We start from the raw sequence: 20,595 nt of genomic DNA, 5'->3' as shown, positions 1-20,595 counted from the left end.
GATGCGTCTGCTCCTTTTTATTTCATTCAACAAGGTATGCCATATATCTTGTTTTCTTATTTTATTCTTTATCGAGAATAGCAGCCACTTTCTTGGCGATATCCATATAAACGCTTCCGACTTTGTGGTCGGGCTCATAAATGGATGGTGCAAAATCTTCTTCATTCCAATCAGGCTGCTGCAAAGGCAATTTTCCAAGAACGACTGTCCGCAATTCTTCAGCCAGTTTTTCTCCGCCGCCTGAACCAAAAACGTATTCCTTCTCTTTGGTCACTTTGCTTTCAAAATAAGACATATTCTCCACTACACCGATGACTTCATGGTCTGTTTGAAGCGCCATAGCGCCGGCACGGGCGGCAACAAATGCAGCAGTAGGATGCGGTGTGGTTACGATTATTTCTTTGCATGCAGGCAGTTTGCTGTGGATATCCAAAGCAACGTCACCTGTTCCTGGAGGTAAATCCAGCAATAGGTAATCTAAATCGCCCCATTCCACTTCAGTAAAGAAGCTTGTCAGCATTTTGCCAAGCATTGGTCCTCTCCAGATGATTGGCGCATTGTCTTCTACAAAGAAGCCCATAGAAATAACTTGAACACCTTTACGTTCAACAGGAATGATTTTTTCAGAACGAACAACCGGGCGTTTTGTGATACCCATCATGTCAGGCACACTGAATCCGTAGATATCTGCATCAATCAAGCCAACCTTTTTGCCAAGACGGGCCAATGAGACAGCCAAGTTTACAGAAACAGTCGACTTTCCTACTCCGCCTTTTCCGCTGGCGATGGCAAGGAATTTAGTTTTGCAATTCGGCGAAAGCAATCCCAATCCATCTTCATTCGGGTTTACCCTATGCTTCTGCAATTCTTCCTCAGGTAATTCCCCAAAGCGAATCCCTACAGATTCAGCTCCAGCTTCCTTCAGCATATTGACAACTTGCATTTGCAGCTGCAATTGCTCAGGCGTCCCTGTTTTAGCCAATAAAAGTTTTACACTGACATGGTTTTTTTCAGGCTTGATTTTTATCTCGTCAATCCCGTTGGATTCCGCCAAACTTATATGTAGAATAGGATCCTTAAGATTCCCAACTAATTCTTTCACTTGTTGCTCAGTAACCATTATCGCACCCCTCTTTTGATTTCGTTTTCATCAACAGTATACCATAATTATTTTCACCGACTAAGGATGGGGTCTTGCCATATAAGTAAATAATCGTTAATTAGATTAACTTATCCAGAAGCGCTCTTATTCCTTTTCTTCCAAGGGATCTTCCGTAAAATAACGCATGATGCCTTTATATATAGAAGCGGCTACTTTATCTTGGTAAGCAGCTTGTTTTAATCGTTCACGTTCCTGGTCATTTGAAAGAAAGCCCACTTCCACAAGGGCGCCAGGCTTCATTGAATGCTTCATCAAATAGACATGATCGATGGATTTCGCCTCTCTATTGGTGTTTTCGAGATTAGACTTCAATTCCTGCTGAATAAATGTGGCCGCTGCTTTATTTTCTTTATAGCGCATCGTGTAAAATGTTTGTGCCCCGCTATATTTACTGGAAGGAAATGCATTCAAATGGATACTCAAAAAAAGGTCGGCTTGGGAATTATTGATCAGTTCCACCCTTTTCTTCAGGTCTTCCCTTTTGCGCGCTCTGTACCCGGCAGTATCGCCTGCCAAATCTTTATCTTTTTCCCTTGTCATAATAACAATGGCACCCTGCTCCTGCAAATAATCACGTACCATTTTCGTAATGGGCAAGGAAATATCCTTTTCCACTACGCCCTTTACTGCCGCTCCCCCATCAGGGCCGCCATGCCCGGCGTCTAAGACGATCACCTTTCCCGATAAAGGCAAGTTCCAGGCGTTCCAAGAGTATTCGCCAACAAAACGAAATGTCACTAATAAAAATACTGCCACAATCGTGATAGCTAAGCCTGTATATTTTAATCTGCTCCACATGTCCGTATCCCTCCCGCTCATCCTACAGATACATTATGGGACGAGCAAAGGATTTAGAACCTTTAATGCAGGCGCATCCGATAACGCTTCGCTCCTTTATGGAAGCCTTCCGCCCACCAATCGCTAACATACTGTTCACATTCATAATACAAAGAATCATTATACAGATCGAAGTCGCTGATTTTACCCCAATAGAGAATAAAATTGAAGAGTGTATCTATTAAATGCTTTTCTTCGTGGCTGCACCTTGCTTTCACATCCTCATATGTTTCGCCGTAAAAACCAAATTTACTGAAATTAGCCCCCAGTAAATAAGATTCGATTGCCACATCATAGCATCCTTCCTCCAGCACTTGCGAATGTGTGATTCCAAGACCGTGCTGTTTATTCAAAAGAGCCTGAAAACGGGCCTTTAATGCCTTTGGCGTGATTTCCTTCAATACCTTCCGCTCATACCCTATCTGCCTTTCTTTCCGTTTATCTGTAAACGAATGGATGACCATTCCCATCCAAATCACCTCTTTTTTGTACCGGAGGCTTTACCCCCTTCTGATTTCTTACCTATGGATCATTGCATATCCCTAGTGTCTGGAAGAAATCCTGTTTTAAATCCTGCCTTTTTATGTGAGTCCTGTAATCAATCAACTGAATAAGAAACAAATTTCAGATATAAAAGAGATGGGTTCACGTACAAGTTACCTGATATTGTTACCATTCATACGTTGTAATAGGGGATGGCAGGCGGCAGTTTGCCCAGCCTTCCATTCTTCAGATAAATAAGGAGGTTTTTCTTTTGGATCCATTCATTAACACTGACTTGCAAGGCTTGAGCGTAGGCGACTTAAATGTGAGTAACGTGACACCATGGTATACACAGCAAGACCCTTATATTTCTACAGATTCCCGCCAATTATTTGTTGGCTTTTGTGTGGGCTTCTGTATCGGCTTCTGTGGTTTCTGCGGCGGTTGCGGCGGCCGTTGTGGCGGCTGCGGCGGCCGGTGCGGCGGTTGTGGCGGCCGGTGCGGTGGTTGTGGCGGCCGATGCGGTGGCCATTGATAAAAAGATAAATTATTCGTTTAGCCCTGCTTTAGCAGGGCTTACATACACTGGCATAATGGACATGCTTCATCCATACAATTGTATGACGGCTTTATCATTTATTCTGTCATACAAGGAGGAATATGATGACAGCATTGATACCTACGATGCGACTCAAGCTCAACAAAGATACTTTTTTCCTTCCTGAACCAAACAAAGGTGTCTACATCCGCAATAATTTGACTTCACTTCGGCTGGAGGGACAGACCATTGACCAGTGGCTTGAAAAATTAACGCCTGCTTTCAATGGCTTGCACAGTCTTCAAACGATTACAGCCGGCCTTACAGTACCCTATCAAAACCGTGTATATGAAATTGCGCAAATTTTATTGGATAACGGATTTCTGCGGGATGTAAGTGCGGATAAGGCACATGATCTTTCAGAACAACTGCTTGACCAATACGCACCACAAATCGAATTCTTAGACAGTATGGGGGGATCAGGAGGATTTCGCTTTCAAGTTTGGCGTGAAGCAAAGGTTGCCATCATCGGTGAAGGGCCTCTTCTTCTTTCTCTCATCCAGTCATTATTCCATTCCGGTATGCCTCATGTTGCTGTTTTTTGCAGCAATGAACAGCGCACAGACCAGCATCGAATTGAACAACTGGTTAATGAAGCTAAGAAAACAGAAGCAGAGGCCGCCATTACAGCCATTGAATTTCCGGAGTACAATGAACGCGCCTGGACATCCGCCTTAGCGCCATACGATTCTGTCATGTATGGGGGAAAGGGCAATCAGGATGCCCCATTAAAGCTTATCCAATCCATTTGCAAAAAAAATAAAAAATGGTTTCTCCCCATTGTCACTTTAAAGGGAGACACATTAATCGGCCCAATCATTGCCCCATCTTCCCACTCGAAGTGGGAATCGGCATTTAAAAGGCTTCATGATTCAGATCGGCCAAACTCTCCAGCCTATCCAGCTTCAACTTCGGCCATTTCGGCCAACATCGCCGGATTTGAACTGTTCAAAGCTATTACAGACATTAAAGAACCAGATAAAGAAAATCAATTTTTTCTCTTGAGCGGACAGACATTGGAAGGGAAATGGCACACTTTCGTTCCGCCGCCTTCCATTACCGGCGATCTATTTGCTGTCCCTATTAACCAAGGACTCCTATTTGCAGGAAAAGAAGCATGCCCCACTCCACTCCATGAGGTCTTTGATAGCCTAACATCCCGGACAGCCGGCATTTTTCATCTTTGGGAAGAAGCGGAACTCAATCAATTACCTCTTTCGCAATGTAAAGTGCAAACGATTGATCCTTTATCTAAAGGGCCGGCAAACCTATTGCCAACCATAATCCATGCCGCACTTACACACGAAGAAGCGCGAAAGGAAGCAGGCTTGTCCGGGATAGAACACTATATGAAAGGCTATAGCAGCCTGTTTCATTTGAATACAGACATACTTGGAATAGGAACGGGTGAAACAGCGGAGGAAGGTATATATAGAGCATTGCAAAATTGGCTCGATTTGGCTTTCCGCCAGCATCAACAACATAACAGCATTTCAGCCAGCCTTCTTAATGATACTGAGTTAAACGATAGCACATCCTCCTATTTATATGAGGCGCTTATAACGATGGAGGCTGAACCAAACATTTTTATTGGCCCGTCTTTCCTTGGATTTCCGGTCGCCTGGGTCCGCTCCCGCCATACGTATTATGGCTGTCCCGGCTTTACTGGCACGCTTGCTGTAAAGAGAGCCCTACAATTAGCGGTCATGGCTGCACAAAATAAAGAATCAGTAAATGCCTCTTATGGCGTTGTATCTTCGAACCTTACAATCGAAAAAAACAAAGTCAACCTCCAGCCGGACGATGGAAATCTGACTCATAGTGAACTATTGGCATCGATCAGCAAGAATTTCCAGCTGCAGAAAAAAACCATTCACACCTATGAATTGCATGCTGAACCGTTATTCGAAAAAGTATTGCCCGGCATATATGGCATTTATATAGAAGGAGTTGAACGTGAATGAAATCTTCTATACTCCTAATCGGAAACGGGCGATTGGCTGAACTCGCTTATCAGCATTTGAGGGAATCCTATTCCATTACAAAGTCTGAAAAAATCCAAGCAAGTATATACGCAGCCTATGATATAGCTCTGCTACTGACTGATGGATGGTGTCCGTCCGAGCATCGGAAAGCAGATGAAATCTTTACCGCCGCTGGGGCTCCCCTACTGCATGGCTCCATCAGCTTTGGTGAAGCGGTCATCGGTCCTCTTGTCTTTCCTGGCCGAGCCGGCTGCAGCCAATGCGCTGACTTCCGCAAAATCATGGCCGGCCCTGACCGTAAAGAACTGTTCCATTTGCAAACATACGCTACGAATATGAATGATCCATGGTCTTCCTCTTTCGGCTTATGGCATGCCATTTATTTGCTGGAAGATCAAATTCGCTTATTTTTTCAAAAAGGTGAACAGCAAAGAAACCAAATTATCCTTATACCATTGAATTCATTAACAATCTCCCGTCATTTTTTCCTGCCGAACCCTAATTGCCGCGTATGCAGCACATTACCGGTGGATACGGAAGAAAACGCCGAAATCCAATTAAAGAAGACGCCGAAATCCAAGCCTGATAGCTACCGTACCCGATCAATCGACGAACTGGCGGATACGCTGCTGGAAGATTACTTTGATATAAGAACAGGGTTGATCAACAGCAAACGCTTAGATCTTGTTTCTCCTTTCGCAGACACAATTGCCAATTTGCCGTTGCTGGCAGGCAACGAAACGACTGCCGGCCGAACCAATTCATACAAGGAAAGCGAATCGGCCGCTATACTTGAAGCATTAGAACGATACTGCGGCTACGATCCTAGAGGAAAAAAAATGATCGTCCATGGTTCCTACCGGCAATTTGAAAACCAGGCAATGAACCCTTATTCAATAGGTGTTCATTCAGATGAACAATACAGTCTTCCTGGCTTCCCTTTCCAGGCATTTGATCCAGATCAATCAAGGGACTGGGTCTGGGGCTTTTCCTTATCCGGACAAAAGCCTCTGCTGGTGCCTCGAAACCTCGCCTTTTATAGTATGGGCGGCAATGATGGTTTCGTTTATGAAACGTCGAATGGCTGTGCTTTAGGCGGTTCAATGGAAGAAGCCATTTTATACGGCATTTTCGAAATCGTGGAACGCGACGCCTTTTTAATGACATGGTACGGCCAGCTTCCACTGCAACGGTTGGAACCCGGCACAGCAGCGAGCACGGAATTGCAATTGATGGTTCAAAGGTTGAAGGAAGTTGCCGGATTTGATGTGTATTTATTTAATTCCACAACAGAAAATGGCATCCCAAGTATTTGGTCCCTTGCCAAAAATACGAAAGGGAAAGGGCTGAACCTGCTTTGCGCTGCCGGAGCCCACCTGGACCCGGTAAAAGCAGCGAAAGGAGCGGTCCAGGAATTGGCAGGCATGCTCCTAAGCATGGATGAAAAGCTCGATGAGCATAAAGACAGTTACAGGAAAATGTACGAAGACTCATCTTTTGTCAGGCATATGGATGACCATTCCCTGCTGTACGGCCTGCCTGAAGCGGAACATCGCCTGGCCTTCCTGCTCGAAAACAACAAATCCCCCATTTCTTTTTCACAGGCATTCAAACCAGCCATTGCAGCAACAAACTTAAAAGATGATCTTTTGGAATTGCTTGAACGATTTCGCCAGTTAAAAATGGAGGTTATTGTAGTAGATCAAACATCTCCCGAATTGAAGAGAAACTCATTATATTGCGTCAAGGTCTTTATTCCCGGCATGATTCCGATGACATTCGGCCACCATCTGACCCGCCTGAAAGGATTGGACCGTTTACTGAACGTTCCTAGAGATTTAGGGTACGTGAAGGAGCCATTGACATTCAGCCAGTTAAATGCCAATCCGCATCCATTTCCTTAAAAGGAGGGCAACACGATGGATTTAGACACATTTTTATACAATCTTCAATATGAGTCCGGAACGAGCCGGCCTGAAGATTGGACCGTCAATTGGGATGATGCTCCATTGCCATATAAGATATACAAGAACTTGCCAGTCATCCCTTTACCATATTCCATCCCAAAGGAAATACCAAGTACACCTGATATCGCTCCTTCTCTTGAAACAATCAGTTATTTCCTTTGGTATTCGTTCGGCCTTACCCATATGACGCAAACTCTGTATAACGGCGACTACCTGGAACCTGGAGCGACATACCGCCGTTTTTTCCCTTCAGGGGGCGGTTTATATCCGAACGAATTATATATGTATGTAAAGACAGCGGGAATCGCAGAAGGAATCTATCATTATGATCCTGCACACCACTCTCTGGAAATGGTGCGGGAAGGAAATATGGAGCCATATATCTCTGCCGCATTAGGCGACCGATGTGAATTAGCCCGTTCCTTCGGTGTGCTTTTTATATCGACTGTATTTTGGAAGAACTTCTTTAAATACCATGATTTTTCATACCGGCTTCAGGGGTTGGACGCAGGCTTCGCTCTCGGCCAACTGCTTGAGACCGGGAAACAATTCGGTTTCAGAACAGGCGTCTATTACCAATTTACTGATCGTGCTGTCAATCACTTGTTGGGTTTATCCGGACATGAGGAAAGTGTCTATGCAATGATACCTCTTTCCGTCGATTCGGAAATGGAATGGTTCCGAATCCCCCCTACACATAGTAGTGTGGATACATGCAAGGATCTTCCTGCTCTTACACATTCCGTTTATCAGCATTCAAAAGAGATTCGCGACTATCCTGCGTTGGTGGAAATGAATGAAGCCTGTATGATGGATACAATTCGATTGGCGCAGAAAAAAACAACACGCACAAAAAAAACAGACGTATTCCCTTCCTTCCCCTTGCCTGAAGTGGCCGGTCATTCGTACGACTTCGCCGCTGCCAGCCGAGACCGCCATTCGCCCGGGACAGAATTCATACTAAAATATATCCGCAAGGAAGAATTATCCATCCTTCTGCACGAAGCATATAGCATGCTATCCTATCGAAATGATATTGACAATGGCATTAACGCAACGTTAGACCGGACTTCATTATATGGCTGCTTCTATCATGTGGATGGAGTAAAGGATGGTGCATATGTCTATGATTCAAAGGCCCACGCCTTATGTACTGTCAAGACGGGCGACTATCGCTATCAAATGCAAACAGCGCTATTCGCCGATTTTGTCAATATGCAGCAAATTCCTTTAGCCTTTACTATTGCCGGGGATCAGGACCATTATTTCAACATGTTTGGCTATAGAGGATACCGCATTCAGCAAATGGAAGCAGGCATTCTGTCTCAATCCTTATTACTTATTGCTTCATCTCTCGGTTTAAGCGGGCATCCTCTGCTAGGATATGACGTTCATTCAATCAATTCCATTTATCAGATGGATAAATTGGATGATACTAGCCTTATTCAGCTGCCGATTGGTTTTAGCCAGCCTCCTTCACGATTAACAGGATATTTGAGCCAATAATGATCTTACTTCGCTTGTTATGTTTACGCATGGCAAGCGAAGCCACTCGGACATATAAAAAAGTCTCCCTACCAAATGGTTGAGAGATTTTTATGCGAGTATTCACTATGCTTGTCCCATGAAAACAGACCCTTTACTCCTCTTATACAGGAGGTATAGCCATCTATACATAATGGACGGTTTTAATATGTTGGATATTGCAATATAGCTTGTCCCCTTCTGCGGTTATAAGCTCTATCATATTATTTTCTACGTTTTTTAGCAGTCCGATTTTATTTCTGGTAGCTCCCGAATCAATCACGATAATTTTCCCTACTATTTTTTTTATCTGTTCTTCAAAAGTACGAGCAAGCGGCATTTCTGCAGGATTGACCGGCAGCAGCTTCTTATCTATAGAATACGGCGTTTGATTAAAAGGATAAGGAATCAGCCATTTTAAATGAAAGAAAGGAATATACATCGTTTGATAGACCGGGGAATAAAAAACAAAATAATTCGTAAGGATGCCTGTAATATATCCATGCAATGACAGCCTCCCGGCAACAAAAATTTCTACAAAAACCCCTTTAGCATTTGTAAGTGTTTTTCGGTACGAAATATCCCGATCATTCATAATAGGAATATCCGGGATAAACGAAATTTCCTGCTCACTTTCCACAGATAGCCTGAAGTTCTTTAAATGGTTTATAGGAATATAGATAAAATCGGTCCCATTGAAAAGAACCATGATATCCAACCCAGAATCAATCAGCACTCCTCTGTGCTTGTTATCACCCGAAATTTCAATTTCAATTTCTTTTCCATGATATTGATCCAGCAAAGTCATTAGTTTGCCCCCCTTTACTCAGCGTAGTAACCATTCGGTCCAGACATACAAGCTAAAAAGACTAATCAACAGACCAATTGGGATGACCAGGATGGTCGCTTTTAAATATTGGCCCCACGTAAAAGGAATCTTATTCTGCTTCAGGATAAACATCCATATCAATGAGGCAAGAGTCCCCATTGGCAGAAGCAATGAACCTATATCTGCGCCAATCACGTTTGCCAAGTAGGCAACTTGCAAAGTATGGTGATCAAGCCCCATCTCTGTAAGCGACATAGTGCCTATCATAACGGATGGCAAATTGTTGCAAAGATTTGACATAACTGAAAGCAGTATACCCATGATAAAAATAGCATTAAAGTGATTTTCTGAAACCAATGATCCAAGCCGCTCCACAATCATAGAGGTTAATCCTGTATTGTGCAGCCCAAAAATAATGACATACATCCCAAACGCGAAAAAAACGATATGCCAAGGTGTCTTTTTGAGGATGTCTTTGATTCCTATTCCTTTGCGGAACCATCGTAATAGTATGAGCAGCACAGCTCCTATGATGGAGGGATATTCAGTAGGTATATGGAATGGAGCAAGCACAAAGAAACTGATTCTTGTCAATACCACGACCGTTATACATATCCTAAACATTTTCCAATCAATAAATGGTTTTTCATTTGTTTGTGTAGATAAGGGATGATAGGGCTTATCACCATTATTGGTTGATATGATGTGTTCCAGCTCTCTGTTTGATAATTCAGGGATCTTTTTGGGGACCTTCTCTTTAAAATAAAGATAAAATAAAAAGGTGATCGCCACTATTCCAAGCATGGACGGAACAAACATGAATGCAGCGTATGTGTTCAAGTCGAGGCCTACAATATTGAGGGCAATCAGATTAGCGAGATTGCTGACACCTATTGGAGCACTGGATGATGTGGCAATCAATGCCCCGGAAAGCAAATAAGGGATTTTTTGATGAGGCTTCATTTTTAAGAGTGTAAGGGTTTGTATGATGATTGGAGTTGTGATGAGAATACTGCCGTCATTATTAAAAAACATCGTCATTAAAAAGCACAGTAAATTTATATACCAGTAAAGCCTGATTCCAGAGCCTTTTGCTTTCTTCGCAAGGTTAAAAGCTGCCCAACGAAAAAAACCGATGCTCTCAAGTACAATTGACATCACAATCGTCGAGAGAATTGTGATTGTTGCCCCACTGATCATCCCCAATATTCCCCAGGCATCCATTAGCGGAACGATTCCTGCTGCAAGCAAAACCACTGCACCGACTATGGTAGGCAATGATTCATTTATCCCAAATGGCCTCCACAGAATAAATAAAACGGTAACGGCAAAAACCAAGATTGTCAGGACAAACTGGAGATCAAGCATTTCACTTCACCTCCCCATCTATACTGTGCGTAGATGCAGGCGGAATACCATGAGGGAGTACTAAACTAGCGCTTCTCTTCAAGCTTGGATATTTCAAAAGCCCATCGAACGTTTTTTCATTTACAGCGGTAATTTCTTCTGTCCGATTGTCAGTTGCCGGTTTAATGAAAACATATAATAAACACCCACATAAAAATAGAATGGAGCCAATTAACATTTTTTCGCCCCCTTTCAATTCTAGTTACTTATTTGTGAGTCAAGAGTTAAAGAATAAAGCATTTTCAAGAGAGATTATTGCGCCTCCTTAATCTATTATTTCGAATCAGCTTGCAGCTATTTCCCTGGCATCTATCAACGAAAGGTATTTGTTACTGCATGATATGTAAGGATACATCTCTAAGTACTAATGTTTTCACCTTATTCTATGAAAATCCACGTTTGTCCAAAAGAAAAGATCCAAATCCAGTCCATGTATCATAGACAGAGATTTGGATCTTCTCTTTTCTATCAAGCACTTCCAGTATAAAAACAGACTAGTTGCTTTACGATTATTTCTTTTTACTCTTATCCTTAGATTTTTCTTGTTTTTCAGCCTCTGAGCTATAGCTAATACTCCTAATGTGAAAATTGAATACACTGGCAAGCTCATTATTAATAATCAGCAGTAGGTGGTCGTCGAAGATTTCAGTCAATAAACCTTCTACTGATTCAGGGCCTCCGCGATTGATTTTAACCCAGCGGTGCTTCATATTGTCTAGAACAGAAGTAAAGCAATCCGTTTGTATGAAAGAAGGAGGAACAAAATCATCAGTAGGCGGCGTTAAATCGGAGTAATCCTTTGCATCAACGCTTACACTTTTAATATGATCTGTTTTGTAATAGATGACCCCCTCTTTTTCGTTATACAGCACTAGAAAATCCTTTTGTACAGATAATACCTGGCCAGTTCTTGACTCAGGGCCACCTCTGTCCAAGCGGACTGTTTTCCCTATCATAGATGATAGGCGGCTCAATTTATCCATTATAAATCCCCTCTCTAAAAAGTTAATTGATATGTAGTACATGTATATGTGCCATCTCATGTTATTGAACCAAGCATTTGCTTTATTTCTGCAAATTCCACTAATATCTATCAGCAGATGTTTACTTTCTAGGGCAATTTGATTAGTAACAGAAGAAGACAAAGGGAAATAACTAGAAAGGCATCACATACCATGTCTAGAGAGACATATCACAGGAGAAAAAAAATAAATCGTTGCGCTTATGGCTTTTCGTAGAAGATGGGAGGAAAGTGACTAGGGGTTGATCTGACGACTAAAACAGAAAGCAACGTCTGACCCCGACTAGCTTTAGATAGCATTGCTGAGAGGCTGGAATTTGGTTTAGGCTTAAGGCTTCGAAGGACTGGCACTTACAGCTCTACATATGAAAATACCACCGCTTTTCAAGCATGGCAGTTAAATAAGAAAAAACATTTTTTACATAAAAAAGACCCCCAACCAAGTGGTTGAGAGCCTTTGTAAACGAAAATCGCAATTAACGTTTTGAGAACTGAGGCGCACGACGAGCACCTTTAAGACCGTATTTCTTACGCTCTTTCATACGTGCGTCACGAGTCAATAGACCTGCAGATTTAAGTGCTGGACGGAATTCTGGATCAGCTTGAAGCAATGCACGAGCGATACCGTGACGTACTGCACCAGCTTGACCAGTGAATCCACCGCCAGAAACGTTAACAAGCACATCATAGCTGCCTGTAGTTTCAGTAGCTACTAGTGGTTGTTTAACAACTAGAATTAATGTATCAAATGGGAAATATTCGTTGATTTCACGACCGTTGATAACGATGCGTCCTTCACCCGGTACTAGACGTACACGAGCTACAGAGCTTTTACGACGACCTGTGCCATAATATTGAACCTGTGCCAAGATAATAACCTCCTCTAAAAATTATCCGCGTAATTCGTACACTTCTGGTTTTTGAGCTTGTTGTTGGTGCTCAGCGCCAGCGTATACGTGTAATTTTTTAAACATTTGACGTCCAAGAGAATTCTTAGGAAGCATACCTTTGATAGCAAGCTCTAACATTTTCTCAGGGTAGTTTGTTCTCATTTCAAGAGCAGTTCTTTCTTTCAATCCGCCTGGGTGCATAGTGTGACGACGGTAGATCTTGTCAGTCAACTTTTTACCTGTAAGGTGGATTTCTGAAGCGTTGATGATAATCACATGATCACCAGTGTCAACATGTGGTGTGTAAGTCGGTTTATGTTTACCACGTAAGATGGAAGCTACTTCACTAGCAAGACGTCCAAGAGTTTGGCCTTGCGCGTCGATAACGTACCATTTACGATCGATTTCATTTGCTTTCGCCATGAATGTCGTACGCATTATTTTACCTCCTAGTACTTTTAAAAATTTATCAATTAATTTATTTACAATCACGAAAAACTCTTCCGGGGCTCATCGTGGGATTAAATAAAATACATACCATATTATATTAGCCGCTACAGGACTTAATGTCAAGTCCCTATCCCCTAATTTTGCAATTGTTTACAAACTCAACGTCACGGCCTTAGCCATCAATAAACGACTTCCCACAGGTAAAGCCCTTGTGCAGGAGCCGTCTTTCCGGCAGCGCTACGGTCCTTTTTATCAATCATTTCCTTCATTTCTTCCGGTTCCCTTTTACCTGAACCGATTTCAATGAATGTCCCGGCCAGAATACGTACCATATTATATAAAAAGCCGTTGCCCCTAAAAATAAACATCAGTTCATTGCCTTCCACCTTGCATTCCAAATGGTGGATTGTCCTTACTTTATCTTTTACATCTGTGTTGGCTGCACAGAATGAAGTAAAGTCATGTGTACCGACCACATAAGGAAAGGACTTTCTGATCCGTTCCACGTCTAGAGGATATGGATAGTGGTAGCGATAATGGCGGGCCAGCGGATTGCGTACATCGCTTATATCCACGATATAACGGTATTCCTTCCCTTTTGGATTAAACCGCGCATGAAAGCCGTCATCCACAAATTCTACCGTATTGACAGCTATGTCGCCAGGAAGCATCGTATTCATTGCCTTAATCCAACGTTCTGGAGGGATATCCAGTTCACTGTCAAAATGGATAACCTGGCCGATTGCGTGCACGCCTGCGTCGGTTCTCCCGGATGCCGTCACCCGAATTTCCCGCTTATGCATAATAGCAAGCACACGCTCGAGTTCGCGCTGCACTGTCCGTTTCTCCAATTGCACCTGATATCCTGAAAAACCGGAGCCATCATATGAGATGGTACATTTAATTCTTTGCATCTTACCAAACTCCTACGCTCTAAAATAGATAAGAATACCTGTTAGCACTACAAGGGACAATAAAAGGAGTGTATCCCACATTCCCCAGTGCAGCTGCCGGTATTTCGTTCTTCCTTCGCCTCCCCTGTAGCCTCTCGCTTCCATAGCGACTGCCAATTCCTCAGCTCTTTTGAATGAGCTGACGAACAATGGGACAAGCAAGGGAACAATTGCACTGATCCGATCTTTAATCGGTCCAGAGCTGAAATCAACGCCGCGTGCCGCCTGGGCTTTCATGATTTTGCCGGTCTCGTCCATTAGCGTCGGGATAAATCTCAGTGAAATCGACATCATCAATGCCAATTCATGGACAGGCAGCTTTATTTTTTTGAATGGCCCTAACAGCTGCTCCAAGCCATCTGTCAATGAAATCGGTGTCGTTGATAGAGTCAAAAGGGTAGCGATAACAATTAAATACGTAAAGCGCAGTGAAATAAAAATCCCCTGCCGCAAGCCTTCTTCATGTATTTTTAGCGAACCGAGACTAAACACGACATCCCCTTCCTTCGTGAAGAAAATTTGCAGAATGAAGGTGAAAATAATCAGGAATAGAACCGGCTTCAATCCTTTAATCAAAAATCGCAGCTGAATTTTTGAAAGCATAATAAGCAGGATTGTATACATGCCCAGAATTGCGTACGTAATTGCATTGTTCGCCAAAAACACAATACAGACAAATAAGAAAACAAGCAGCAGCTTCGAACGTGGATCCATCCGATGCATAATTGAGTTTGAAGGCACATATCTTCCGATCAATAAGCTGTCCATCATCGGCCTTCACCTCTTTTCACTTGTTCAGCCAATTGCTTAGCCAACGAATCAATAGAAAGGCACGGCTTCTCAAATGCCATACCGGCCTTACGCTGCATCAGCATTTGAAACCGGACCGTTTCAGGAACGTCCAATCCTAACTCCATCAGTTGCTCCGGTTCAGAGAATATAGACAAAGGCGTACCCTTCTGATAGACAGTCCCTTTATGCATGACGACAATTTCGTCGGCATACTTTGCGGCGTCTTCCATACTGTGAGTCACCAAAATCGTCGATAGCTTTCTCGTCTTATGGAGATCCGCGAACATATCCATGATTTCTTTTCGGCCCCGCGGATCCAAACCTGCAGTAGGCTCATCCAGAACAATGACTTCAGGCTCCATTGCAAGTACACCGGCTATCGCTACCCGCCGCATCTGCCCTCCCGATAAATCGAAAGGCGATTTTTCCAGTATATCCTCTGCTAATCCGACATGTTTGATCGCTTCTCGTGCTTTCTGTTTTGCTGCCTCTTCAGACACGCCAAAATTCATTGGCCCAAAGCAAATATCCTTTTCCACCGTCTCTTCAAACAATTGGTGTTCAGGAAATTGAAAAACAATTCCTACTTTCTTACGGACTGATTTGATATTTTTATTTTTCTTTTGGCCAGTGATTATTTGGTCGCCAATTACAACTTCCCCGTTATAAGGGCGTACAAGCCCATTCAAATGCTGCAATAAAGTCGACTTGCCTGAGCCTGTATGCCCAATAATAGCTGTATAACTCCCAGACGGAAAATCAATGTTAATATCATAAATGGCACGGCGTTCAAATGGCGTCTTTACCTGATAACGGTATTCTACATTTTTAAGTTCAATGCGCATAACTCTTTCACCAACTGTTCATATGATAGATACCGATCACTTAGCGGCACTCCTAAATCAGCAAGCTCCTGGGAAAGCTTAATCGAAAAAGGAGAATCCAACCCAATCCTTGTTAACTCTTCATCCAGCCTGAAAATATCGCTGGGTGTTCCTTCCTTATACACTTGCCCGCCATTCATCACAATGATGCGGTCGGCTTTTGCCGCCTCATCCAAATCATGTGTGATGGAAACAACGGTCAATTCCTGGTCCTGCTTCAATTCGCGGACAGTCTCCAATACTTCTTCCCTGCCCCGGGGATCCAGCATAGAGGTTGCCTCATCCAAAATAATTAAACTTGGTTGCAGCGCCAAAACCGAAGCAATGGCTACCCTCTGCTTTTGTCCACCTGATAGATGGTGCGGCTCTTGATCAAGAAAGGATTCCATGTTCACTCTCTCTAAAGCCCAATTCACTCGTTTCACCATATCATCACGCGGTACACCGTGGTTTTCTAAACCAAAAGCCACATCATCCTGTACGGTTGTCCCTACGAATTGATTATCCGGATTTTGAAATACCATACCTATTTCTTTTCGGACATCCCAAACGGTTTCCTCAGAAAGGGTATATTCTTTTACTCTTATCTCACCCGATTCCGGGAATTGAAGGCCGTTCAATAGCTTGGCCAATGTTGATTTTCCTGACCCGTTATGTCCGACAATGGCAAGCCATTCCCCTCTCTTTACTGAAAGGGTTACATCATTCAGTGCAGGCCGTTCCTGCCCTTCATACGTGAATGAAACATGATCCACACATACTAATTCCTCGCTCATGTTGGATTCCCCCTAATCTCTGCTTTTCTCAGCTATACTCAGCTATGCTAATTTAATAGGATGTTTTAATCAGTATAACATCCCATTCCCTACCTATTGAATATCTACGGAACCAAAATGGAAGAAAGATACCGAATTATTCCGAAACCCTTCTTTATAGATATAAAAAAACGCTGCACCCCTCCTGAAGGAAATTTCTTTCCTTAGTCGAATAGCAGCGTATAACTTGTAATCCATTTAACCCCTAAAGGAGCCAGGAAGGGTGCGAGAGCTAGACGTGGAGCCTGGGAAAGCCCCCAGACAACCATCATAACGCTCTATGTGCGATTTCTCAGTTTAAAGCCTCCGTACAATGTAAATCAAATCTGTAAGAATCTTTTTACTATGTACGATTGTAAAAAAAGGGCGAGAACTAGTTAGTTCTCAACTGTCCCCACCCTTCTTATTGTCAATATTATACTAATTCAATCACTACGATTGGTGCTCCGTCTCCACGACGAGGTCCCATTTTCATGATACGAGTGTAACCGCCTTGACGCTCTTCATAGCGAGGTGCGATATCACTGAATAGTTTTTGAAGTGCAGTTTGACCATTTTCGCTTTCAGCAACTACTTCATTACGAATGTATGCAGCAGCTTGACGACGAGCATGCAAATCACCGCGCTTACCAAGCGTGATCATTTTTTCTACTACAGAGCGTAGCTCCTTAGCTTTTGCTTCAGTCGTTTCGATGCGTTCAAACACGATTAGGTCAGTAGCCAAATCACGAAGTAACGCTTTACGTTGAGAACTAGTACGTCCTAACTTTCTGTAACCCATTGAGAGATTCCCTCCTTTGTTGAAATAATAATCTATTTAGTCGGCTCTCCTGTTATAGTTCGAAGATCGCTCTTGTTTCTATAATCAGTCGTCTTTTCTAAGACCCAAACCTAATTCATCCAGCTTCGCTTTCACTTCTTCAAGTGATTTACGGCCTAGATTACGTACTTTCATCATATCTTCCTCAGTCTTATGAGCAAGCTCTTGGACAGTATTGATGCCCGCACGCTTCAAGCAGTTGTAAGAACGAACAGAAAGATCCAATTCTTCAATAGTCATTTCAAGAACTTTTTCTTTTTGGTCTTCTTCTTTTTCAACCATGATTTCAGCATTTTGAGCTTCATCAGTAAGTCCAACGAAGATGTTTAGATGTTCTGTTAAAATCTTTGATCCAAGGGCGATTGCTTCCTTAGGACCAGTGCTTCCATCAGTCCAAACATCAAGTGTAAGCTTATCGTAGTTAGTCATTTGTCCTACACGTGTGTTTTCTACTTGGTAAGAAACACGTGCAACAGGAGTGTAGATAGAGTCGATAGGGATCACACCGATTGGTTGATCGTCTCTTTTATTTTGGTCAGCAGGAGTATAACCACGTCCACGACGTGCAGTTAATCTCATACGCATATGACCGCCTTTGCCTACAGTCGCAATGTGTAGATCCGGGTTAAGGATTTCTACATCGCTATCATGCGTAATGTCAGCTGCCGTAATAGCTCCTTCACTCTGAACATCAATTTCCAGCGTCTTCTCTTCATCAGAGTAGATCTTAAGCGCTAGTTTTTTCACATTAAGAATAATAGAAGTCACATCTTCTACTACGCCTTCAATTGTTGAGAACTCATGCATTACTCCATCTATTTGAATAGATGTGACAGCGGCACCTGGTAGTGAGGATAGTAATATACGACGCAAGGAGTTACCCAAAGTTGTACCATATCCACGCTCAAGTGGCTCGACGACGAATTTTCCATACTTGGTGTCATCGCTGATTTCAACCGTTTCGATTTTTGGTTTTTCTATTTCAATCATTAATAAACCCTCCTTCAAAACGTCAAAACCTCGGCTAGAAGTAACACATTATGCGTCCTAACCGAAATTCCCCATGTAATTGTTCCCGACTGCGCGCAACAACTGAGTTAATTTTGTCTGTAAATCATTTTGATTGTATCATATCCCATTATAGACATGTATACAATTTCTATACAGAAAAATTAAACACGGCGACGTTTTGGTGGGCGACATCCGTTATGTGGAACTGGAGTTACGTCCTTGATAGCAGTAACTTCTAAACCAGCAGATTGAAGTGCACGAATAGCAGCTTCACGGCCTGAACCAGGTCCTTTAACTGTTACTTCAAGAGTTTTTAAACCGTGCTCCATAGAAGCTTTTGCCGCAGTTTCAGCTGCCATTTGAGCTGCAAATGGAGTTGATTTACGTGATCCTCTGAATCCAAGTGAACCAGCGCTTGACCAAGAAATTGCGTTTCCGTGTGCATCAGTGATTGTAACGATTGTGTTGTTGAAAGTTGAACGGATATGTGCAATACCAGTTTCAATATTCTTTTTCACACGACGTTTACGAGTGTTTGTCTTACGTGCCATGAATAGTAACCTCCTTTACAAATTAATTATTTTTTCTTGTTCGCTACAGTACGACGAGGTCCTTTACGCGTACGAGCGTTGTTTTTAGTATTTTGTCCACGAACAGGTAGACCACGACGGTGACGTAGGCCACGGTAGCAACCGATTTCCATTAAACGTTTGATGTTTAATGAGATCTCACGGCGAAGGTCTCCTTCTACTTTCAATTTATCGATCGCTTCACGGATTTTGTTTTCTTCTTCTTCCGTAAGGTCGCGAACACGAGTATCTTCAGAGATACCAGTATCTTTCAAAATTTGTTGTGCAGTTGGTTTACCAATACCGTAAATGTATGTTAATGAAATGACAATACGTTTGTCACGTGGAATATCAACACCAGCAATACGTGCCATATGGTGCGCACCTCCTTCTTAATTAGCCTTGTTTTTGTTTATGCTTAGGGTTTTCACAAATAACCATTACTTTGCCTTTTCTGCGAATAACTTTACATTTTTCACAAATAGGTTTAACTGATGGTCTCACTTTCATTAGTACCTAACCTCCTTATATAGATCGGAGTGTAACTTAGATTATTTGAATCTGTAAGTGATTCGTCCGCGAGTTAAGTCATACGGTGAAAGCTCGACAGTAACTTTGTCGCCAGGCAGAATACGAATAAAGTGCATGCGAATCTTACCTGATACATGAGCTAATATAGTATGACCGTTTTCTAATTCTACCTTGAACATTGCATTAGGCAAAGTCTCAGTGACTGTACCTTCAATTTCAATTACATCATCTTTAGCCATCGAAGTTTAATCTCCCTTCTCTTAAGGCAATTGCCTTATTAGTTATATTCAATCACCACTGTCTTTCGCGCACAATAACCATTATAACCTTGTTAGTATTTCATAACCAGAATCAGTAATCGCTATTGTATGTTCGAAGTGGGCACACATTTTCCCATCTTGAGTAACAACTGTCCAGTCATCCTCTAAAGTCTTAACATATCTGCTGCCTGCGTTCACCATAGGCTCAACAGCCAGCACCATTCCAGGCTTTAATCGAGGACCTTTGTCGGGAGGACCGAAATGAGGGATCTGAGGATCCTCATGTAAGTCTTGACCAACTCCGTGACCAACATACTCTCTGACAATGGAGAACTTGTTTGCCTCAGCATATGTTTGAATAGCATGGGAGATGTTGGAGAGACGTACGCCTGGCTTAGCTTCTTCCAACCCTCTATATAAAGACTCTTCCGTTACATCTAAGAGCCTCTGTGTTTCTTCATCAATTTCACCTACAGCATATGTCCAAGCGGAATCTCCATGGTAACCATTATATTTAGCACCGATATCGATACTTATAATATCACCATTTTTCAAAACGCGCTTGCCTGGGATTCCGTGAACGAGTTCTTCATTAACGGAAGCGCAGATGCTGCCGCGAAATCCATTATACCCTTTAAAAGAAGGGATTGCATCATGTTTACGAATGATACTTTCAGCAATTCTATCCAGCTCTTTCGTAGTAATGCCTGGTTCGATATGCTTCTTCAGCTCCTGATGGGTGATAGCGACTATCTGGCCGGCATGACGCATGATGTCAATTTCGCGTGGGGTTTTACAAATGATCAT

Annotated in this window: 24 protein-coding genes; 4 read left to right on the top strand and 20 right to left on the bottom strand. The window is 42.6% G+C overall.

The features are described from left to right. Window positions 1-61: 61 nt before the first annotated feature. From ABC357_RS21480 to ABC357_RS21470, 3 genes are all read right to left on the bottom strand, one after another. Window positions 62-1,120 (bottom strand): Mrp/NBP35 family ATP-binding protein, encoded by a 1,059-nt coding sequence (locus tag ABC357_RS21480; protein ID WP_412889575.1) that lies wholly within the window; start codon window positions 1,118-1,120, stop codon window positions 62-64. 126 nt (window positions 1,121-1,246) lie between these two features. Then, the gene (cwlD, locus tag ABC357_RS21475; RefSeq protein ID WP_412889574.1) at window positions 1,247-1,960 is read right to left on the bottom strand and encodes an N-acetylmuramoyl-L-alanine amidase CwlD; all 714 of its coding nucleotides are present in this window, start codon (window positions 1,958-1,960) and stop codon (window positions 1,247-1,249) included. Window positions 1,961-2,022: 62 nt separating this feature from the next. Further along, window positions 2,023-2,469: a DUF2521 family protein gene (locus tag ABC357_RS21470; RefSeq protein WP_412889573.1), complete on the bottom strand. Its 447-nt coding sequence runs from the start codon at window positions 2,467-2,469 to the stop codon at window positions 2,023-2,025. A gap of 417 nt (window positions 2,470-2,886) precedes the next feature. Here ABC357_RS21470 and ABC357_RS21465 point away from each other — a divergent pair, with 417 nt between their 5' ends. The 4 genes from ABC357_RS21465 to ABC357_RS21450 are packed head-to-tail and all read left to right on the top strand — an operon-like array spanning window position 2,887 to window position 8,538. Continuing rightward, complete coding sequence (locus tag ABC357_RS21465) at window positions 2,887-3,207, top strand: hypothetical protein (protein ID WP_412889572.1); 321 nt, start codon at window positions 2,887-2,889, stop codon at window positions 3,205-3,207. Then, window positions 3,146-5,044 carry a bacteriocin maturation protein gene (locus ABC357_RS21460; protein WP_412889571.1) on the top strand — a complete coding sequence of 633 codons (1,899 nt, stop codon included), beginning with the start codon at window positions 3,146-3,148 and terminating at the stop codon, window positions 5,042-5,044. Before ABC357_RS21465 ends, ABC357_RS21460 begins: the two co-directional genes overlap by 62 nt. Next, the gene (locus tag ABC357_RS21455; RefSeq protein ID WP_412889570.1) at window positions 5,041-6,969 is read left to right on the top strand and encodes a TOMM precursor leader peptide-binding protein; all 1,929 of its coding nucleotides are present in this window, start codon (window positions 5,041-5,043) and stop codon (window positions 6,967-6,969) included. The genes ABC357_RS21460 and ABC357_RS21455 overlap by 4 nt, the downstream gene beginning before the upstream one ends. A 15-nt stretch (window positions 6,970-6,984) precedes the next feature. Then, window positions 6,985-8,538: a SagB family peptide dehydrogenase gene (locus tag ABC357_RS21450; RefSeq protein ID WP_412889569.1), complete on the top strand. Its 1,554-nt coding sequence runs from the start codon at window positions 6,985-6,987 to the stop codon at window positions 8,536-8,538. 163 nt (window positions 8,539-8,701) lie between these two features. Here the strand turns inward: ABC357_RS21450 and ABC357_RS21445 are convergent, their stop codons facing one another. From ABC357_RS21445 to map, 17 genes are all read right to left on the bottom strand, one after another. Next, the gene (locus ABC357_RS21445; RefSeq protein WP_412889568.1) at window positions 8,702-9,364 is read right to left on the bottom strand and encodes a DUF2642 domain-containing protein; all 663 of its coding nucleotides are present in this window, start codon (window positions 9,362-9,364) and stop codon (window positions 8,702-8,704) included. 18 nt (window positions 9,365-9,382) lie between these two features. Further along, a complete protein-coding gene (locus ABC357_RS21440; RefSeq protein ID WP_412889567.1) occupies window positions 9,383-10,753 on the bottom strand; it encodes an arsenic transporter in 1,371 nt (456 codons plus the stop codon). 1 nt (window position 10,754) lies between these two features. Beyond that, on the bottom strand, window positions 10,755-10,970 hold the full coding sequence (locus tag ABC357_RS21435; RefSeq protein WP_412889566.1) for a hypothetical protein: 216 nt from the start codon (window positions 10,968-10,970) through the stop codon (window positions 10,755-10,757). Window positions 10,971-11,301: 331 nt separating this feature from the next. Continuing rightward, on the bottom strand, window positions 11,302-11,775 hold the full coding sequence (locus tag ABC357_RS21430; RefSeq protein ID WP_412889565.1) for a hypothetical protein: 474 nt from the start codon (window positions 11,773-11,775) through the stop codon (window positions 11,302-11,304). Between the two features lie 514 nt (window positions 11,776-12,289). After that, on the bottom strand, window positions 12,290-12,682 hold the full coding sequence (gene rpsI / locus ABC357_RS21425) for a 30S ribosomal protein S9 (protein WP_019244409.1): 393 nt from the start codon (window positions 12,680-12,682) through the stop codon (window positions 12,290-12,292). Between the two features lie 21 nt (window positions 12,683-12,703). Further along, window positions 12,704-13,141 (bottom strand): 50S ribosomal protein L13, encoded by a 438-nt coding sequence (gene rplM, locus ABC357_RS21420; RefSeq protein WP_412890095.1) that lies wholly within the window; start codon window positions 13,139-13,141, stop codon window positions 12,704-12,706. 191 nt (window positions 13,142-13,332) lie between these two features. Then, entirely contained in the window at window positions 13,333-14,067 is a 735-nt protein-coding gene (truA, locus tag ABC357_RS21415) for a tRNA pseudouridine(38-40) synthase TruA (protein ID WP_412889564.1), read from the bottom strand. Between the two features lie 12 nt (window positions 14,068-14,079). Then, on the bottom strand, window positions 14,080-14,877 hold the full coding sequence (locus ABC357_RS21410; protein WP_412889563.1) for an energy-coupling factor transporter transmembrane component T family protein: 798 nt from the start codon (window positions 14,875-14,877) through the stop codon (window positions 14,080-14,082). Beyond that, entirely contained in the window at window positions 14,874-15,743 is an 870-nt protein-coding gene (locus ABC357_RS21405) for an energy-coupling factor ABC transporter ATP-binding protein (RefSeq protein WP_412889562.1), read from the bottom strand. The genes ABC357_RS21410 and ABC357_RS21405 overlap by 4 nt, the downstream gene beginning before the upstream one ends. Continuing rightward, complete coding sequence (locus ABC357_RS21400; protein ID WP_412889561.1) at window positions 15,719-16,558, bottom strand: energy-coupling factor ABC transporter ATP-binding protein; 840 nt, start codon at window positions 16,556-16,558, stop codon at window positions 15,719-15,721. The genes ABC357_RS21405 and ABC357_RS21400 overlap by 25 nt, the downstream gene beginning before the upstream one ends. Window positions 16,559-17,012: 454 nt before the next feature. Beyond that, entirely contained in the window at window positions 17,013-17,378 is a 366-nt protein-coding gene (rplQ, locus tag ABC357_RS21395; protein ID WP_412889560.1) for a 50S ribosomal protein L17, read from the bottom strand. A gap of 84 nt (window positions 17,379-17,462) precedes the next feature. Continuing rightward, window positions 17,463-18,407, bottom strand: a complete 945-nt coding sequence (locus ABC357_RS21390; protein ID WP_050613656.1) for a DNA-directed RNA polymerase subunit alpha — start codon at window positions 18,405-18,407, stop codon at window positions 17,463-17,465. Between the two features lie 182 nt (window positions 18,408-18,589). Next, complete coding sequence (gene rpsK / locus ABC357_RS21385) at window positions 18,590-18,979, bottom strand: 30S ribosomal protein S11 (protein WP_412889559.1); 390 nt, start codon at window positions 18,977-18,979, stop codon at window positions 18,590-18,592. Window positions 18,980-19,005: 26 nt separating this feature from the next. Beyond that, window positions 19,006-19,371 (bottom strand): 30S ribosomal protein S13, encoded by a 366-nt coding sequence (gene rpsM, locus ABC357_RS21380; RefSeq protein WP_412889558.1) that lies wholly within the window; start codon window positions 19,369-19,371, stop codon window positions 19,006-19,008. A 22-nt stretch (window positions 19,372-19,393) separates the two neighbouring features. After that, window positions 19,394-19,507: a 50S ribosomal protein L36 gene (gene rpmJ / locus ABC357_RS21375; RefSeq protein ID WP_003156543.1), complete on the bottom strand. Its 114-nt coding sequence runs from the start codon at window positions 19,505-19,507 to the stop codon at window positions 19,394-19,396. 41 nt (window positions 19,508-19,548) lie between these two features. Next, entirely contained in the window at window positions 19,549-19,767 is a 219-nt protein-coding gene (gene infA / locus ABC357_RS21370; protein WP_019244399.1) for a translation initiation factor IF-1, read from the bottom strand. A gap of 81 nt (window positions 19,768-19,848) precedes the next feature. Then, on the bottom strand, window positions 19,849-20,595 hold the full coding sequence (map, locus tag ABC357_RS21365) for a type I methionyl aminopeptidase (RefSeq protein ID WP_412889557.1): 747 nt from the start codon (window positions 20,593-20,595) through the stop codon (window positions 19,849-19,851).

Source organism: Bacillus kalamii (assembly GCF_047238185.1).
Lineage (GTDB): Bacteria > Bacillota > Bacilli > Bacillales > DSM-1321 > Bacillus_AD.
Note: the sequence above shows the minus strand (reverse complement) of the source record. Positions and strands in the feature narration are given on the sequence as shown.

Bases quoted from the DNA above. Each gene is read 5' to 3' on its own strand.
- ABC357_RS21480 (WP_412889575.1), bottom strand. From the start codon at position 1,120: ATGGTTACTGAGCAACAAGTGAAAGAATTAGTTGGGAATCTTAAGGAT.
- cwlD (WP_412889574.1), bottom strand. From the start codon at position 1,960: ATGTGGAGCAGATTAAAATATACAGGCTTAGCTATCACGATTGTGGCA.
- ABC357_RS21470 (WP_412889573.1), bottom strand. From the start codon at position 2,469: ATGGGAATGGTCATCCATTCGTTTACAGATAAACGGAAAGAAAGGCAG.
- ABC357_RS21460 (WP_412889571.1), top strand. From the start codon at position 3,146: ATGACAGCATTGATACCTACGATGCGACTCAAGCTCAACAAAGATACT.
- ABC357_RS21455 (WP_412889570.1), top strand. From the start codon at position 5,041: ATGAAATCTTCTATACTCCTAATCGGAAACGGGCGATTGGCTGAACTC.
- ABC357_RS21450 (WP_412889569.1), top strand. From the start codon at position 6,985: ATGGATTTAGACACATTTTTATACAATCTTCAATATGAGTCCGGAACG.
- ABC357_RS21445 (WP_412889568.1), bottom strand. From the start codon at position 9,364: ATGACTTTGCTGGATCAATATCATGGAAAAGAAATTGAAATTGAAATT.
- ABC357_RS21440 (WP_412889567.1), bottom strand. From the start codon at position 10,753: ATGCTTGATCTCCAGTTTGTCCTGACAATCTTGGTTTTTGCCGTTACC.
- ABC357_RS21435 (WP_412889566.1), bottom strand. From the start codon at position 10,970: ATGTTAATTGGCTCCATTCTATTTTTATGTGGGTGTTTATTATATGTT.
- ABC357_RS21430 (WP_412889565.1), bottom strand. From the start codon at position 11,775: ATGGATAAATTGAGCCGCCTATCATCTATGATAGGGAAAACAGTCCGC.
- rplM (WP_412890095.1), bottom strand. From the start codon at position 13,141: ATGCGTACGACATTCATGGCGAAAGCAAATGAAATCGATCGTAAATGG.
- truA (WP_412889564.1), bottom strand. From the start codon at position 14,067: ATGCAAAGAATTAAATGTACCATCTCATATGATGGCTCCGGTTTTTCA.
- ABC357_RS21410 (WP_412889563.1), bottom strand. From the start codon at position 14,877: ATGATGGACAGCTTATTGATCGGAAGATATGTGCCTTCAAACTCAATT.
- ABC357_RS21405 (WP_412889562.1), bottom strand. From the start codon at position 15,743: ATGCGCATTGAACTTAAAAATGTAGAATACCGTTATCAGGTAAAGACG.
- ABC357_RS21400 (WP_412889561.1), bottom strand. From the start codon at position 16,558: ATGAGCGAGGAATTAGTATGTGTGGATCATGTTTCATTCACGTATGAA.
- rplQ (WP_412889560.1), bottom strand. From the start codon at position 17,378: ATGGGTTACAGAAAGTTAGGACGTACTAGTTCTCAACGTAAAGCGTTA.
- ABC357_RS21390 (WP_050613656.1), bottom strand. From the start codon at position 18,407: ATGATTGAAATAGAAAAACCAAAAATCGAAACGGTTGAAATCAGCGAT.
- rpsK (WP_412889559.1), bottom strand. From the start codon at position 18,979: ATGGCACGTAAGACAAACACTCGTAAACGTCGTGTGAAAAAGAATATT.
- rpsM (WP_412889558.1), bottom strand. From the start codon at position 19,371: ATGGCACGTATTGCTGGTGTTGATATTCCACGTGACAAACGTATTGTC.
- rpmJ (WP_003156543.1), bottom strand. From the start codon at position 19,507: ATGAAAGTGAGACCATCAGTTAAACCTATTTGTGAAAAATGTAAAGTT.
- infA (WP_019244399.1), bottom strand. From the start codon at position 19,767: ATGGCTAAAGATGATGTAATTGAAATTGAAGGTACAGTCACTGAGACT.
- map (WP_412889557.1), bottom strand. From the start codon at position 20,595: ATGATCATTTGTAAAACCCCACGCGAAATTGACATCATGCGTCATGCC.